The sequence below is a fragment of the Paenibacillus apii genome, from assembly GCF_011043685.1.
GTDB classification, from domain to species: Bacteria; Bacillota; Bacilli; order Paenibacillales; family Paenibacillaceae; genus Paenibacillus_AQ; species Paenibacillus_AQ sabinae.
In genome coordinates this window covers 115,538-130,021 of sequence record NZ_JAAKGU010000012.1, presented here as the reverse complement: position 1 = coordinate 130,021, position 14,484 = coordinate 115,538, and the positions used below count along the sequence as shown (strand labels likewise).

Below are 14,484 nucleotides of genomic sequence, written 5' to 3'. Positions count from 1 at the left end.
ACGGTGAGCATTCATTCGGAAGCCGGCGTCGCCCAGCAGATGTATACGCGGCAGCGGCGCGGCGTTTACCGCTCCACGGAGGGCTTTGACACGGTGGCGAAGTCGGAGAGTCTGGACGATAATTTCGTCAAAAAAATCCTACACCCCTTCTGCCTGTACGACGCTCCGGCGGAGCTGGCGGCCAGAGGCGAGAAGAACGAGTCGCTGTATCCGCCCGCGCTTCATCTGTTTCATCCGGACAGCGGGGAGACCGTGCTTGGACAAAGCGTCTTCCAGGCGGCGGATTTCACGGGGCTGCGCAGCGCCTTTTTCACCCATAATTATGTGCTTCCCGCCTCGCGGGCCGAAGAAATCGTGCAGGATTACGGCGGCTATCTGCATGCGGATTTTTCCGGAGGATTCAGCGGAGAACCGGGAGAACCCCTGCCGGAGCTGAGCGGCATCCCGGTGTCGCGGCGAAACCGTCCCCACCCGGCGGACGTTCTGAAATCGCTCGGCGTCGACAGAGCAATCTTTAGCAATCTGCTGCAGGCGATCATGCAGTCGGTGTCCGGCAAAAAGAAAATGTATATATCGCTGAACGTCCCCGTGAGTGAGCTGTCGGCGCGGGCGGCCGATCTGACCGAGGTGCTCCTCGGCTGTCTCCCCCTCGAATTCCGTCGCAGACTCGGCGTCATCACGTATGCAAAAGAGCCCCAGAGCCGCAAGTACATCCACCTGACGTTTGTGGAGAACGGCTCGCTGCGTCCCGGTGACCGGGCGATCGAGAAGGACTTTATTTTTGATCTTGCCGCCGGACGGATATTGAACGCCGATTTCCCGGCCTCGTCCCAGCCGTTCCTTGAGCTCGCTTGGGAGCTGCTGCTGCGCGGGAAAGGGGCTGCGGACGATTTTGCCGGGTTCGCTGACATGATGCTGGGAGGCGAGCCCGCGGAACGGAAGCTGTCACTGGCGGCTTATAACGAGCTAGCGGTTTTTTACCGGATCGAGCAGGGAGATGAGGCGTTATACCGGGAGAACAAAAGCGCCGTCCTGAACGGGCTGCTCAGCTATCTGGGCAGAGAAGGGGCGCTGGAGTTGAAAATCCGGCTGAACGACCTGTTTCTGGAGCGCTTCGACCGCGAATTCGACGCCGTCCGGCAGAAGGCGATACCGGAGCCGGCCGTTCTGGAGAGCTTCCGGGATTATTTTTCGCTGAAGGGCCATAATTACCGGACGCGGATCGTCGATTACTTTATTAACGGGATGCTGAACGCGCAAAATGCCGGCCGCACGGATTCTCTGGAGGAGGCGTTCGGCGTAGTTGAGAGCGGCGGGGAGCTGGCTGCCGCCTTTTTCCGCAAGCTGCTGACGACCCCGGTCTTTGCGCGTCTGCTGTTCCAGCCCTATGTGGAATCCCGGCTGGCGTCGGCCGCGAACGCCGCGGGGCTGCTGGAGTGGATAGGGCATTGGGACCGGTTCATGCCCGAAGCGCTGCGTCAACCGGCCGTCCATGACGCGCTGCTCGATTATTTGCCGGAGAAGCTGGAGCGGGAGCGCGATCCGGTGGGAGCCGTGGCAGCGATCCATAGCCGCATTGAACAAGCGGAGAAGGACCGCCGTCGGAGAGCCGGCATCCGCCCCGAAGCGCTGGCGCTCCAGAAGGAGCTGGCTGCGGCGGCCGATCGGTATTTGCTGGAGCGGCTCTCGCTTGAAGATATTACGCAGGAGCAGCTGCTGGAGCTGTCATTTGTCCGCTACGCCCTCGATATGGGCGAATGGGACCCGCCGCTTGACCTGCACAGCAGGCGGAAGGCGAATGTGCTGCGCACGGCGTACCGCTGGTTCGGGGAAGAGAACCCGGACGAGCATATTTTTGACGGCCTGTCTCCGCAGGAACTGGACGATGTGCAGCTTCTGGGACGGCGCTGGCTGAAAGAGAGCCCGGGAGCCGAGCCTTTCGCCCGCCTGCCGCTGGCCTTCTACCACAGCAGCACCCGCGAGGGAGGGCCGCTCGAGTATGATGCGCTGCTGGAGCATGTCCGGAGGAAGGGGGAAGGCGGCAAGGAAGAGGTCTACCGTTTTCTGGCCTGGTCGCAGGATAATCCGCTGTTCGCCATTTCCTCAAGGAAGTTCCAGCCGGGCTACCGGCGGGCGATTTTGAAGTATTTCGCCAGCCATGACCGCGAAGCGTTCAAGAGCCGCGAATTCCGAAAAACGTATATGGCCCCGGCGGGACCCGCGCTGCAAAACGTATATGGAGAGGCCCGGGCGCAGGCGGCCTCGCCGCTGGCGCAGTGGGTGCGCCGGCGCCGGTTTCAGCTGATGATCTTCGGCGCGGCCGTTATCGTTCTGCTGGTTGCAGGCGCCCTTGCGGCCCGCCTATTGAAGGGCGGCGGAGACGAAGCGGCTCCGGCCGCCTCGCCGCAGCCTTCGCCCACGCAGTCTGCGGCTGGCGCGGGCTATCTCGAAGCCGCCGCCTATCTTGAGCGCGGCGGGGGCGGGGGCTCGCTGCTGTTCGCCTTCGCCTCCCCGGACGCCTGCCGCGAATTTAATCCGGCGGAGATTGAGGTGGATGCCGGGACCGGCCAGGCTGAAGTATATAAAGTGGACAGCCTGGTCCATGGCTGCGGGCTGCCGGGATCGGCGAGCCCTTCGAATGCCGGGGCAGCAGCGGGTTCCGCCGGCACTGCCGGTTCGGGAACGGCGGCCGGAAGCGGAGGAACGGCCGGGAACGCCGGCAGCGGCCAAGGCCAGGCCGACACGGCGTCCGCCGATGAGAGCAAGGCCGCCGGGGATTCGCTCTCGGCCTCGGCCGGCCCGTCGGCGGCTATCGGCGGGACCGTTCCAGCAAGCTCGCCGTCGCCGTCGGGAGAGCCAGCCGCCGGGTCAAGCATTGCGGGCTCCAAGGCACCGGGTTCATCCGGCGGGAGCGGAGGATCTTCCGCTGTCGCACCTAACCAGGTGAAGGTAACGCTCGTTTCCGCCCCTAAGCTGACGGCCGGCAGCACGGTGAAAGCCGAAGACTACACGCTGGTCCTGATGGAAGCTCCGCAGGCGGCTCCATCCCCTTCGGCAAGCGCGAGTTCTCCGGCGGAATAGCGGAGAATTGACGCGTTCAATTTCATGGCTTAATGGCCTTTCATGTATGGACAACCCCTGTGATAACCGATATGATAAAGGTTGTCAAAATCGAATAACGTCTGAAAAAGGTGCGGGCATCACACGCCCGCTTAATAGGGAAGCCGGTTGGAATCCGGCGCGGTCCCGCCACTGTATATGCGGAGCGCTCCTCTGAATCAAGCCACTGTTCAAGGCGAACGGGAAGGCCAGAGGGGAGGCGATGAGGCATAAGCCAGGAGACCTGCCTTTTTTCAGCCAAGGTTCAGTGTCCTTCGGGGGGTGAGGGCATCTGGCATTTGCGCGCGGCCGATGCCGGGAGTGGCTTATACAGCATGGATTCCCGGCTCGTTTTTCCGAAAGACCGTCCCTCCGGGGCGGTCTTTTTTTATGGTTTCGGAAGACTCCCATAATACTCAAGAGAGAAAGAGGTTGAAGAATGAGCAGGATTTCTTCCAGAATTCTGGCGCTGGGAATGGCATTATTGATGATTTTTTCCTTGCTGGGCGTTTCCTTTGCACCGGCGGGGCATGCGCTTGCCGAGGCGGCGGATTCCCAGGGGGCGGGGACTGCAGATGCTGGAGCAGCAGCGGGTGCGGCTGAGGCCACCCCGTCTTCGCCGTCAATCGGCGTAACCGATGCCGTGTATTCCGCGGCCGAGTCCATTTTGAAGAAGGAGGTAGTCTCGGAATGGCAGGCGATCGGCTTGGCTCAAGCCGGTTACAAAGTGCCGGATTCCTACACTGCCGCACTTAAACAAAAGGTAGAGAAGGCGAAAGGAGTCTTTTCCGCCGTTACCGACTATGCCAGATACGCTTTGGCGGCTAAAGCGGTCGGAGAAGATCCTGCAAATATTGCAGGTTATAATCTGATCGAGCCGATCTACAGCAGCAGCGGCATCGCCGGACAAAGTCTGAACAACGCTGTCTATGGCTTGATCGCGCTGGATTCCGGCAGCTATACGGTGCCGTCCGATGCGAATTGGACCCGCGACAAGCTGGTTCAACACATTCTTTCCAGACAAAACGGTGACGGGGGCTTTGCCCTTACCAGCGGAGGCCTAAGCGAGCCCGACCTTACGGGTATGGCTCTGGTTGCCCTGGCTCCTTACAAGAGTGATCCGGCTGTTGCTACCGCCGGGCAAAGAGCGGTGCAGTGGCTGTCCGCTCAGCAGAATACGGCTCACGGAGGTTATGGAGAGAGCAGCGAGAGCGTCTCACAGGCCATTATCGGCCTGACGGCGTACGGTGTCAATCCGGCCGGCCAAGATTTCACCAAGAACGGCAGCAATCTGATCAGCCGTCTGATGAGCTTCCGTACGGCAGACGGGGGCTTTGCCCACCTGCTGTCCGGCGGCAGCGACGCTTTTGCCACGGAGCAGGCGCTGCAGGCGCTGACCGCGTACAACCTGTTCACAGCCGGCGGCGACAGCAATCTGTATGATTTTATTGCGAACCCTCCGGCGGCACGTCCGCTTGTCCGGGTGTCCGTAGCGATCGAAGGGCCGACGGCGTCCTTGGGCGAGGGCAGTGTATACGGCAGCAGCGCACTGGATGCGCTAAACAAGCTGGCGGAAGCCAAGGGAATTGCGGTTGTCAGCACATCAAGCCAATACGGCACTTATATCAGCGAAATAGCCGGTATCCAGCAGAAGAAATACGGCGGCTATGACGGCTGGATGTATATCGTTCAGCGCGGCGGGCAATGGGTCAGCGGTTACAGCGCCATTGACCAATTTGCGCTCCAGGACGGAGATCGACTCTACGTTTATTACGGCGATTTCGGCGTCACCCAGTTGGTCGATTCCGTATCGTTGTCGCCGGTTACACCGAAGGAAGGTAAAGCTCTTGAGGTAACGGTTCATAAAAAAACTTGGGACTTTAACGGAAATCCCATAGTCGCGGCGGCTGCCGGAGTTACCGTCTCCATCGGCGGCAAAACAGCCGCTACGAACGATCAGGGAGTCGCCTCATTCGGAACGGATCTGACGCCCGGAACACAGGCGCTCCAAATTACCGGCTACCAGGACAATGCCGCGCCGACAGTTGTGCGCTACACCGGGACGGTTACGGTTCTGCCGAAGGAAGTGCCGGTGTCTTTGGCAGTAGAAGGACCGCAGGGAACGATTATGGAAGGCTCCATAAACGGATCGGTAGCGCTTGAGGCTCTTCAAAGACTGGCCGATGCGAATCATACCGCGCTCGATATCACGCAATCTTCATTTGGAAGCTTTATCAGCGGTATCGGCGGAATCACCGGCGACATGAACAACTGGTGGTCATTTGTCGTTCAACGCGGGGGCGAATGGATTAATCCGAGCGTCGGATTAGGCGACTTTGAGCTTCAGGCTTCGGATAAGGTGCTGGTCTATTATGGAGGCTTCTCTACCCAGGTTGTCCGCACTGTGGAGCTGTCGCCTTCGCAGCCGCAGCCGGGGCAGGCTTTTACGGTTAAAGTCACTCAGGTTGGGTGGGTATGGAATAATAATACTTTCAACTCCGATCCTGTCACTTCACCAGCTTCTGGTGTGAAGGTAAGCATCGGAGGACAGACGGCAATAACGAATGAACAGGGTGTCGCTTCCTTCGGCGGCCTGTCCGCCGGCAGCTATACAATCGAAGTGACCGGTTATCAGGCGGGCGCAGCGCCAAGTGTGGTACGGTATACACAGCCGGCAGCCATTACCGCGCCTCCAGTAGTTTCCAAGGCAACCCTTTCCGTTGTCGGCGACAGCGTAAAAGGAACGATTCTGCCAAGCACCTCCGTTGAGCTTAGCGCCGGGGACAGTCCGTACAGTCTTCTTGTCCGCGCACTGGGCAGCAAAGTTAAATCGCGGCCAATTTCGGGAAGCGAATATGTCTATTTGATCGACGGTCTGGCCGAATTTGACCGGGGCGGCGAGAGCGGCTGGAAGTATTTCGTCAACGGAAACGAACCGCCTTTCAGCGCCGATAAGTATGTGTTGAAGGACGGAGACGATGTGCTGTGGAAGTATGTGACCTCTTTGACGGAAACATCTTCAGGCGGCCCTTCGGGTACAAAAGATCCGGCAGCTTCGGGTGTGTCGATCACTTCCGCCAATACGCTGCCGCTGAATCAGGTTGGCGCGACAACAGCGGTCAGCGGCACGCCGATGACTTCTGAGAAGTCCGCCGAGCTCGCCAAGACGCTGACTGCGAACAGTGTAGCCTTTGCGCAGCTGGCTACATCGGCGGGAGCTGCCTTGAAGGATGCGGCCGGCGAGGTGCAGCTGCAAATTCCGGCGGGAGCGGTGGAAGGTATCGCGATTACCATCGGCGTGCAGGAGCAGCCTTCGTCCCGGCCGGAGCTGGTATCGGGCATGTACGAGTTCACACCAAACGGAACGAAATTTGCCAAGCCTACGGATTTGTCCATCCAGATTCCCGTAGGGACGCGCAACCCGCAAAATCTGGCGCTGGCCTGGCTGGATGAAAAGACGAATCAATGGATTCCGGTTCCGGCCGTGCTGGATCTGTCGACGGGAACGATTACCGGCAAAGTAAGCCATTTTACCAAATATGCCGTAGTCGACCGCAGCAAATGGGAAGCAGCCGGAAATGAATTGAAAGCCGACATTTCGGCGGCGGCCAAATGGATTTTGTCGACGGGAGAGCTTAGCGATTGGCAGGCCTTCGGCCTGGTCCGCTCCGGTAACTCGCTTCCGGCGGGTTATCTGGAAAGCGTGCTGAAGCAAATTGCGGAGAGCAAGGGCGAATTCCGCAAGGTGACCGATTACGAGCGGCTGGCGCTGTCCATAACTGCCGCAGGCGGAGACCCGAGAAACGCGGCGGGCTATGACCTGATCGCCAAGATTTACAATAACGGGAACCTCACGAACCAGGGAAGCAACGGACCGATCTTTGCGCTTCTGGCGCTGGACAGCGGGAACTATTCCGTTCCGGCGAACGCGGCCTGGACCAGAGCCAAGCTGGTGAAGTGGATCGCGGATATCCAGAACACGGACGGAGGATTCCCGCTGACGGACAACGGGGAGAGCAACGTGGATCTGACCGCGATGGCGGTCGCCGCGCTGTCCGCACACAAGGAAGAAGCCGGAGTGCAGGCAGCCATTGACAAAGCGGTCGCCTGGCTGTCGGCGCAGCAGCTCGAAGACGGCGGCTATAAGCTGTCCGGCGAAGAGAACAGCGAGAGCGTGTCGCAGGTCATCATCGCCCTTTCCGCAGTGGATATCGGACCGGGGGACGCCCGGTTTGTCAAAGCGAAGGGAAGCCTGCTGAGCAACCTGGCATCGTTCAAGCGCAGCGACGGCGGGTATGCCCATACGGTGAGTGGCGGCAGCAGCGGACTGGCCACCGAGCAGGCGCTGCTGGCCCTGACGGCATACGATCTGTATCTGAACGGACAAGGCAAGCTCTACCGTCTGGCCGATGCCCCGGTTACGGCTCCGGCCGTATTCGCCGACGAGAAGCAAATCTCGGCATGGGCGCTGTCTTCAGTGCATGAAGCCTATGATCAAAAGCTGATGGAAGGCCTCGGCGGCGCGAAGCCCGCGTTCGCTCCGAAAGCGGCGATTACCCGGGCTCAGCTCGCGGCTCTGCTTGTAAGGCTGACAGGTAACACGCCTGGCGCCGCATCCGCCGTTTCCGGCTTTGGCGACGTCAAAGCCGAATCATGGTATTATGGATATGTTATGAAAGCGAAAGAGCTTGGCATCATCGGCGGGGTAACGGCAACCTCGTTCAAGCCGAACCAGCCGGTCAGCCGTCAGGATATGGCGGTGATGATTGCGAGAGCCTATAAGCTGTCGCCTTCGTCCAAAGCCTCCTTCAAAGACGGCGCCGCAATCGGCAGCTACGCGATTGACGCCGTGAACGCGGTAACCGAGAAGGGGTACATGACCGGATTTGGCGGCTCGTTTGATCCGTCTGGCGCCGTAACGAGGGAAATGGCGGCCGTTGTGGCCGTCCGGCTGCCTTAGTCTGCCGGAGTGTGTGCTTAAATCGGCAGGACGTTCCAATTGTCTGCGGGAGCGGTACCTCGCGCTCGATCCGCAGCGTAAGAAAAGGGCCCAATCTTAGGTAACCCGATGATACAAGCAGGAAAATATCCCCTTTATTTTTGCTAAAAGGATGTCTACGGTTAATCGAACTGGAAAAACTCCGGTTAATCGGCCGGTTTTCCTTTGTTTTGGGCCAATCCCCCGGATTTAGATGGAGATTTTCCCATTTGATCTTGCCGGCGGCCCTTATACGGATGGATAAGCGGGAGAAATTCCGCTCTGCCCATTCCGAATGGAATCATATAAGCTTTAATACAATGAACGGGGGCGCTCTGCTGCCCTCGTTCTTTCCCTTTAGACGGAGGTGTTCCCATCTTGAAGTTCATCCGAACAGCGGGCGCCCGTTCCCTGGCGCCCCTTCTGCTCGCAGCCGCGCTGCTGCTGCCCGGCTGCGCGCCGGGCACAGACGAGGCGGCGGTGTCCCCGCCGCCAAGCGCCGCCGGAGGCGGCGCAGCCCCGGCTTCGGCTTCGCCTGAAGCCGCCAAGGGCACGCCCGGCGCAAGTCCCGCGCCGGGCACGGCGGCAGCGGCGACTGCGTCCGCCGCTGGGCCAAGCACGGCCGGGCCTGCCGGCACGGCCCGGCCACAGGCTCCCGGCGCTTCGCAGCCGCCGGGAGACCACGCCGCCGCGCCGTCGGCGGCGGCCAAGACCGCCGGGGCCGCTTCGCCCGCCCCGGCGTCCACGGGCGCGCAGCCGCCGGGTCAGGAGGCTGCTCCGCCAGCTTCGGCTGCGCCGAAGCCAAGTGCGGCCGCGAAATCGGCCGCCCCAGCGCAGCCGAAGCCCGCGGCGACGGCGGCCAGCCCGTCGCCTTCATCCGGCGGCGATCGGCCCGCCGCCGAGCAAGCGGCCGTCACCATGTCCATAGTCGGTGACGATGAGCTGGGGACCATTCTGCCGCCGACCACAGCCACGGTGGAGGATGGCGACAGCGCGCTGGATGTGCTGAAGCGGATCACCCGCCAGCACAAAATCCAGATGGAGTACCGGGGCGCAAAGGCCGCCGGTTATGTGGAAGGCATCGCCAACCTGTACGAGATGGACCGGGGCGCCGAGAGCGGCTGGATGTACCGGGTGAACGGCAAGTTCCTGAGCGAGAGCGCCGGGGCTTACAAGCTGAAGCCCGGGGATACGGTGGAATGGCTGTATACGCTCGATATGGGCAAGGACCTGGGAGCCTCAAGGTGAGCGGCTTCCGGTCCATGCATCCGTCAGTGGCCGTCGTCTATTACGCCGGTCTGCTGCTGTTCACGCTGCTGCTGTTCCACCCGGTGTTCCTGCTGACCGAAATCCTGGCCCTGCTTGGCCTGATGCTGCTTCAGGGACAAGGGCGGCAGATCGCGGGGAGCCTGGGATTTGGCCTGATCGTCGCCGTTCCGGCGGCGCTGCTGAACCCGCTGTTTTCGCACAGGGGAGCCGTTATCCTGTTTTATTTTCTGGATCAGCCGATCACCCTGGAAGCCGTGCTGTACGGGCTGATGATGATGGTCGTGCTGATTGCGGTGTTTGTTCTTTTTCTTTCGTACAACTATACGGTAACGCCGGACAAATTCATGTACCTGTTCGCGTCCGCTGCTCCCAAGAGCGCCCTGATTACGCTCATGACGCTCCGCTTCGTTCCGCTGTTTCAGCGGCGGCTTCGCCGGATTGCGCAGATTCAGGGCGCGCGCGGCGTGTCGGTCCGCGAAGGCAGCCTGCGCTCCCGCATGTCGGACGGCATGACGCTGCTGAAGACGCTGCTGACCTGGTCGCTGGAGGAAGCGCTGCAGACCGCCGACTCCATGAAGGCCCGAGGATACGGCATTCGCCGCCGGACCTCATATGCGGTGTACCGGCTGGAGCGGCGCGATATCCGCGTCTTGGCCGGGCTTGGAGCGGGCGCGCTGGGCACCCTGTGGGGCTGGTCTCAGGGATACGGCATGCTGATGCTGTATCCCCGGCTGAAGCCGCCAGTGTTTACCTGGCAGGAAGCGGCGATGTACGCCGCCTTTTGCCTGTTCGCGGCGCTTCCTCTCTGGGTAGAAGGAAAGGAGAAATGGTTATGGAGATCGTCCGCGCGCATGAGCTGTCCTTCCTCTATCCGGGGGAAGAAAGGCCTTCACTGGACGGGCTATCATTCACAATAAAAGAGGGCGAATTCGTCGTCCTCTGCGGTCCCTCGGGCAGCGGCAAAACGACGCTCCTGCGGCATCTGAAGCGGGAGCTGACGCCGGTTGGGGAAGGAAGCGGCACGATCTATTACAAAGGCATCGAGCTGCCGCTGCTGCCGCCGGAGACCGCCACCGGGGAGATCGGGATGGTCTTCCAGAATCCCGAGGCGCAGATCGTGATGGAGACGGTGTGGCAGGAGCTTGCTTTTTCCATGGAAAATCTGGGCCTTTCCCCGTCCGTCATGCGCGGAAGGCTGGCCGAGATGGCCGGGCTGTTCGGGCTGGAGCCGCTGCTGTACAAGCCGGTGCATGAGCTGTCCGGCGGGCAGAAGCAGCTCGTCAATCTGGCGTCCGTCCTGCTGCTGCATCCCCGGCTGCTGCTGCTGGACGAGCCGACCTCCCAGCTGGACCCCGTAGCGGCGCGCGAGTTCATGTACCTGCTCCGCCGTCTGAACGAGGAGCTGTCGATGACGGTTATCTTAAGCGAGCACCGGCTGGAAGAAGCGCTGCCGCTGGCGGACCGCGTCCTGCTGATGGAGAAGGGCAGAATTGCGGCGGACGGCAGCCCCCAGGGCATCGTACGCGCCGCGGGGAGCGGGCTTGGAGAAGAACACCAAGCCTATTTGCCCGCCGCTTCGCGCCTCTTTCTGGCGCTGTCAGCCGGAGCAGCCGCCTCCGAGCCTCACAATACGATCCCGCTGACCGTGCGGGAGGGCAAACGCTGGCTGGAGTCGGCGGCCGGAGCTTTATCCCCCAGGTCAGGTCCCGGCTTTTTTGCGCGGGCGCCCAAGCCTTCCCGCGCCCGGGAGGCGCTATTGGAATGCCGGGAGGCAAGCTTCCGTTACGAGAAGGACGGGCCCGAGATATTGAAGAAGCTGGATTTCTCGCTGCACCGGGGGGAGCTGACCGCCATCGTTGGCGGCAACGGCGCGGGCAAGTCCACCCTGCTGCAGCTGATGGCCGGGCTGCTGAAGCCGCAGCGGGGCCGGGCGGCGATGCCGAAGGGCGTCACCGCCGGTTATCTGGCGCAAAATCCCTTGCTGTATTTCAGCCATGACACGGTGTCGGAAGAGCTGCGGCATATGGCGAAGCACGCCGGGTTGTCCGCTTCGGAGGGCGAGCGGGAGATTGCTTCGCTTACGCGCGCTTTCGGGCTTGAAGGCGTGCTCGGCAGCCACCCGCATGACATCAGCGGAGGCGAGCAGCAGAAGACGGCGCTGGCGATGGTGCTGCTGCTGCGGCCGGATATTCTGCTGCTGGATGAGCCTACCAAGGGGCTTGACCCCGGCGCCAAGGAGCATTTGGCGGAGCTGCTGCAAGCCTTGACGGAGGACGGAAAAAGCGTGACATTCGTTACGCATGACGTCGAGTTTGCGGCCCGGTACGCTTCCCGCTGCGCCTTGCTGTTTGACGGAAGCATTGCGGCGGAAGGAACGCCGGAGGCTTTTTTCGGCGCGAATTATTTCTATACGACAGCCGTGAACCGGATGGTCCGCGACCGGCTGCCGCAAGCATTGACCGTAGAGGATGTGATGGCGGATTGGCAAAGATTCGTTTCCCGCTCCTGATCGCACTGGGCCTGTTTATCGGCGCGCTGGCGCTGTCTTCCGCGCTCAAGGACCGGCATTACCTGCTGCTGAGCCTGGTGCTGCTCTGCGCCGCGCTCCTTCCGCTGTTTCTGAGGCTGGAACGCCGGAAGCTTGAGCCTAGAGAGCTGGTCCTGCTTGCCGTTCTGGCCGCGCTTGCCGCCGTCAGCCGGATTCCGTTCGCCGCGCTTCCTAGCGTCAAGCCGGTGTCGGCCATTGTTATTTTGTCGGCGTATGTATTCGGGGCGGAGGCAGGCTTCCTGATCGGAGCGGTTGCGGCGCTCGTCTCGAATCTGTATTTCGGCCAGGGGCCGTGGACGCCGTGGCAGATGTTCGCCTGGGGGATGGTCGGGCTGACCGCTGGCTGGCTGCGCAGCACACGCTGGATGAGAACAAGATCCGGGCTGCTGCTGTTCGGCTTTATTTGGGGCTTTTTATTCGGCTGGATCATGAATATTTGGCACCTTATCGGCCTGCCCGACGCTTTCAGCTGGGGACTGGTGGCCGTAGTATACGGGCAAAGCTTTTATTTCGATCTGGCGCATGCGCTGTCCAACGTTGTCTTTCTGTCTATTTTGGCGGGAGGCTGGATCAAGGTGCTTGAACGGTTTCGCAAAAAATACGGGCTGCTGCGCTAGAGCGCAAGCTGAACGGCCCATGACAAGCCGGCGGATAACGATCCGTGCGGCTTTTTGTTGTAATTTGTCGGCTTTTTCATTCAAATCATTCAATTTACAAAGGGGTTTTGCCGATAAACAATTTGTATATGTAAAAAGTCACCCGGAGAGTGAGGATTGCAATGAAAGATTTAAGATTAAAGTATAAAATGGGACTGATTGTGCTTATCGTCCTGTTTGCCCTGATCAGTGTGGGAGTCGTAGGGATCGTTACCGGGCAGCAGCTCGCGGACCGTTCCAAAGCTATGTACAACGAGAATCTGCTGCCTGTTCTATGGTCCTCCCAAATCCGGATCAACAACGGGTTGATCGAATCCGATTTGCTGGAGCTTATGATGACGGAAAATGCGGCAAGCAAAGCTAATCTTGCCGAGGATGTCAAATCGAAGAAGGCGAGTAACGACGCCCTGTCCAAAAAGCTGCTCCAAGCTTCCGGCGGCAAGGCCGATGCCATAGGCATGTTGAAAGAATACGAAACGCTGCTTTCGGAATACCGGAGCCAACGAGAGCGGATCATTGTGCTCGCCAAGGCTAACCGCAATGCGGAGGCCTATGCCCTTTTTTCCGGAGAGTTCAGCACGCTGCGGGGCAAGATGGTTAATCTCCTCGGCAATGCCGGAAGTCTTCTTCAGCAGGATGCGGAGAAGCAGTACAAGGACGCCATGGCCAAAGCTGAGAACACGCGGAACCTGAATATCGTCCTGATTCTTGTCTTTACCCTTCTTTCCCTGCTGGCCGCCTTCTTTATCGTTCGCATGATTACGATGCCTCTGGCCATCCTGCGCGAGAGTATGGGGAAAGCGGAGCAGGGAGACTTGACGTCTGAAGCGGCGTACAGCTCCAAGGACGAAATCGGTCAAATCAGCGGCTCGTTTAACGGCATGCTGGCAAGCCTGCGCCGTATGCTGCAGAGCGTGTCGGAGAGCGCGGAGACCTTGTCCGCTTCTTCTGAGGAAATGAGCGCAAGCGCCGAGCAGACCTCGCTGGCCTCCAATTTGATTGCGTCCACCGCTTCGGAGCTTGCGACAGGGTTTGAAACGCAGATATACAGTATCGCCGAGACGAACGCCTCCATCCAGGCGATGGCCGAGGATATCTCGACGGTGGAGAGCGGGAGCGAGCAGATGTCAGAGCTGATGGCCAAAGCGGCGGATTCCGCCGACCACGGAGCCGACAAGGTCACCCGTATTGCGGAGCAAATGGAGCAGATCAACGCAAACGTGACGGAAACACAGCGGATTATCGTTTCCTTGGCCGAATTGTCCGGGAAAATCAGCGATATTATTACGACGATTAACGGAATTGCAGGGCAGACGAATCTCCTGTCTCTGAATGCCTCCATTGAGGCCGCCAGAGCCGGTGAGGTGGGACGGGGCTTCGCCGTCGTGGCGGGAGAGATCCGCAAACTGTCCGAGGAGACGGCCAAGAGCTCGCTTCATATTACCGATATTATTACACAAATTCAGCAGCAGACCGGAGAAGCTGTCGAATCCATGGCTCAAGGGGCCAAGCTTGCGACAGAGGGCATGGCCGGAAGCGGCGAAATTTCCGAGGCGTTCTCCGAAATCGTCACATCCATACAGGATGCCATCCGGCAGACCGAATCGATCCGTAAATCGGTGAAGCATGTGGCCGAAGAATCCGGAGATTTGGTTGCCGTTATGGAAATGGTGAACGAAATTTCGCAAAAAGGCGGGGCGGGCGTCGAGGATGTCAGCGCGTCCAGCGAGGAGCAGATGTCGGCGATGGAAGAAATGTCGGGCTCGGCCCGCTATCTGGCCACGCTGGCGGAGGAGCTGCAGAAGAATCTTGCCGGGTTCAAGCTGTAAGGCTAACAGAGGCTTTACAGCCTCAAATGAAAAGGCGGCGATCAGGCCCACACAGGGCTATGATCGCCGCCTTTTTTGGTCTTGCTCCGCTCCGCTTGGCTTTGC

At 60.3% G+C, this 14,484-nt stretch carries 9 protein-coding genes and 1 riboswitch; of the genes, 7 read left to right on the top strand and 2 right to left on the bottom strand.

Annotation, left to right across the window (positions count from 1 at the left end):
- Positions 1-3 precede the first annotated feature (3 nt).
- Together G5B47_RS21240 and G5B47_RS21235 are read left to right on the top strand one after the other, a co-directional pair.
- A complete protein-coding gene (locus G5B47_RS21240) occupies positions 4-3,081 on the top strand; it encodes a GAP1-N2 domain-containing protein (RefSeq protein ID WP_165102461.1) in 3,078 nt (1,025 codons plus the stop codon).
- Between the two features lie 91 nt (positions 3,082-3,172).
- Positions 3,173-3,365: riboswitch (cobalamin riboswitch) on the top strand.
- Positions 3,366-3,538: 173 nt separating this feature from the next.
- Positions 3,539-8,059 carry an S-layer homology domain-containing protein gene (locus G5B47_RS21235; protein WP_165102458.1) on the top strand — a complete coding sequence of 1,507 codons (4,521 nt, stop codon included), beginning with the start codon at positions 3,539-3,541 and terminating at the stop codon, positions 8,057-8,059.
- Positions 8,060-8,244: 185 nt separating this feature from the next.
- Here the strand turns inward: G5B47_RS21235 and G5B47_RS25755 are convergent, their stop codons facing one another.
- Both G5B47_RS25755 and G5B47_RS25750 read right to left on the bottom strand, forming a co-directional pair.
- Entirely contained in the window at positions 8,245-8,823 is a 579-nt protein-coding gene (locus tag G5B47_RS25755; RefSeq protein WP_235957262.1) for a hypothetical protein, read from the bottom strand.
- 18 nt (positions 8,824-8,841) lie between these two features.
- Positions 8,842-9,030: a hypothetical protein gene (locus G5B47_RS25750; RefSeq protein WP_235957260.1), complete on the bottom strand. Its 189-nt coding sequence runs from the start codon at positions 9,028-9,030 to the stop codon at positions 8,842-8,844.
- Here G5B47_RS25750 and G5B47_RS25745 point away from each other — a divergent pair.
- From G5B47_RS25745 to G5B47_RS21210, 5 genes are all read left to right on the top strand, one after another.
- Positions 8,996-9,325, top strand: coding sequence for a DUF4430 domain-containing protein (locus tag G5B47_RS25745; RefSeq protein ID WP_235957259.1), 330 nt, complete (start codon positions 8,996-8,998; stop codon positions 9,323-9,325). The two genes, G5B47_RS25750 and G5B47_RS25745, sit on opposite strands and share 35 nt — an antisense overlap.
- Positions 9,322-10,263, top strand: a complete 942-nt coding sequence (locus G5B47_RS21225; protein ID WP_165102455.1) for an energy-coupling factor transporter transmembrane component T — start codon at positions 9,322-9,324, stop codon at positions 10,261-10,263. Before G5B47_RS25745 ends, G5B47_RS21225 begins: the two co-directional genes overlap by 4 nt.
- Positions 10,179-11,855, top strand: coding sequence for an ABC transporter ATP-binding protein (locus tag G5B47_RS21220; RefSeq protein WP_165102453.1), 1,677 nt, complete (start codon positions 10,179-10,181; stop codon positions 11,853-11,855). The genes G5B47_RS21225 and G5B47_RS21220 overlap by 85 nt, the downstream gene beginning before the upstream one ends.
- Positions 11,828-12,511, top strand: a complete 684-nt coding sequence (locus tag G5B47_RS21215; RefSeq protein WP_165102450.1) for an ECF transporter S component — start codon at positions 11,828-11,830, stop codon at positions 12,509-12,511. Before G5B47_RS21220 ends, G5B47_RS21215 begins: the two co-directional genes overlap by 28 nt.
- Before the next feature lie 161 nt (positions 12,512-12,672).
- Complete coding sequence (locus G5B47_RS21210; RefSeq protein WP_165102448.1) at positions 12,673-14,379, top strand: methyl-accepting chemotaxis protein; 1,707 nt, start codon at positions 12,673-12,675, stop codon at positions 14,377-14,379.
- Positions 14,380-14,484: the final 105 nt, after the last annotated feature.

Excerpts from the sequence above, each read along its gene's own strand:
- G5B47_RS21235 (WP_165102458.1), top strand. The coding sequence starts at position 3,539 with ATGAGCAGGATTTCTTCCAGAATTCTGGCGCTGGGAATGGCATTATTG.
- G5B47_RS25745 (WP_235957259.1), top strand. The coding sequence starts at position 8,996 with ATGTCCATAGTCGGTGACGATGAGCTGGGGACCATTCTGCCGCCGACC.
- G5B47_RS25750 (WP_235957260.1), bottom strand. The coding sequence starts at position 9,030 with ATGGTCCCCAGCTCATCGTCACCGACTATGGACATGGTGACGGCCGCT.
- G5B47_RS21220 (WP_165102453.1), top strand. The coding sequence starts at position 10,179 with ATGGAGATCGTCCGCGCGCATGAGCTGTCCTTCCTCTATCCGGGGGAA.
- G5B47_RS21210 (WP_165102448.1), top strand. The coding sequence starts at position 12,673 with ATGAAAGATTTAAGATTAAAGTATAAAATGGGACTGATTGTGCTTATC.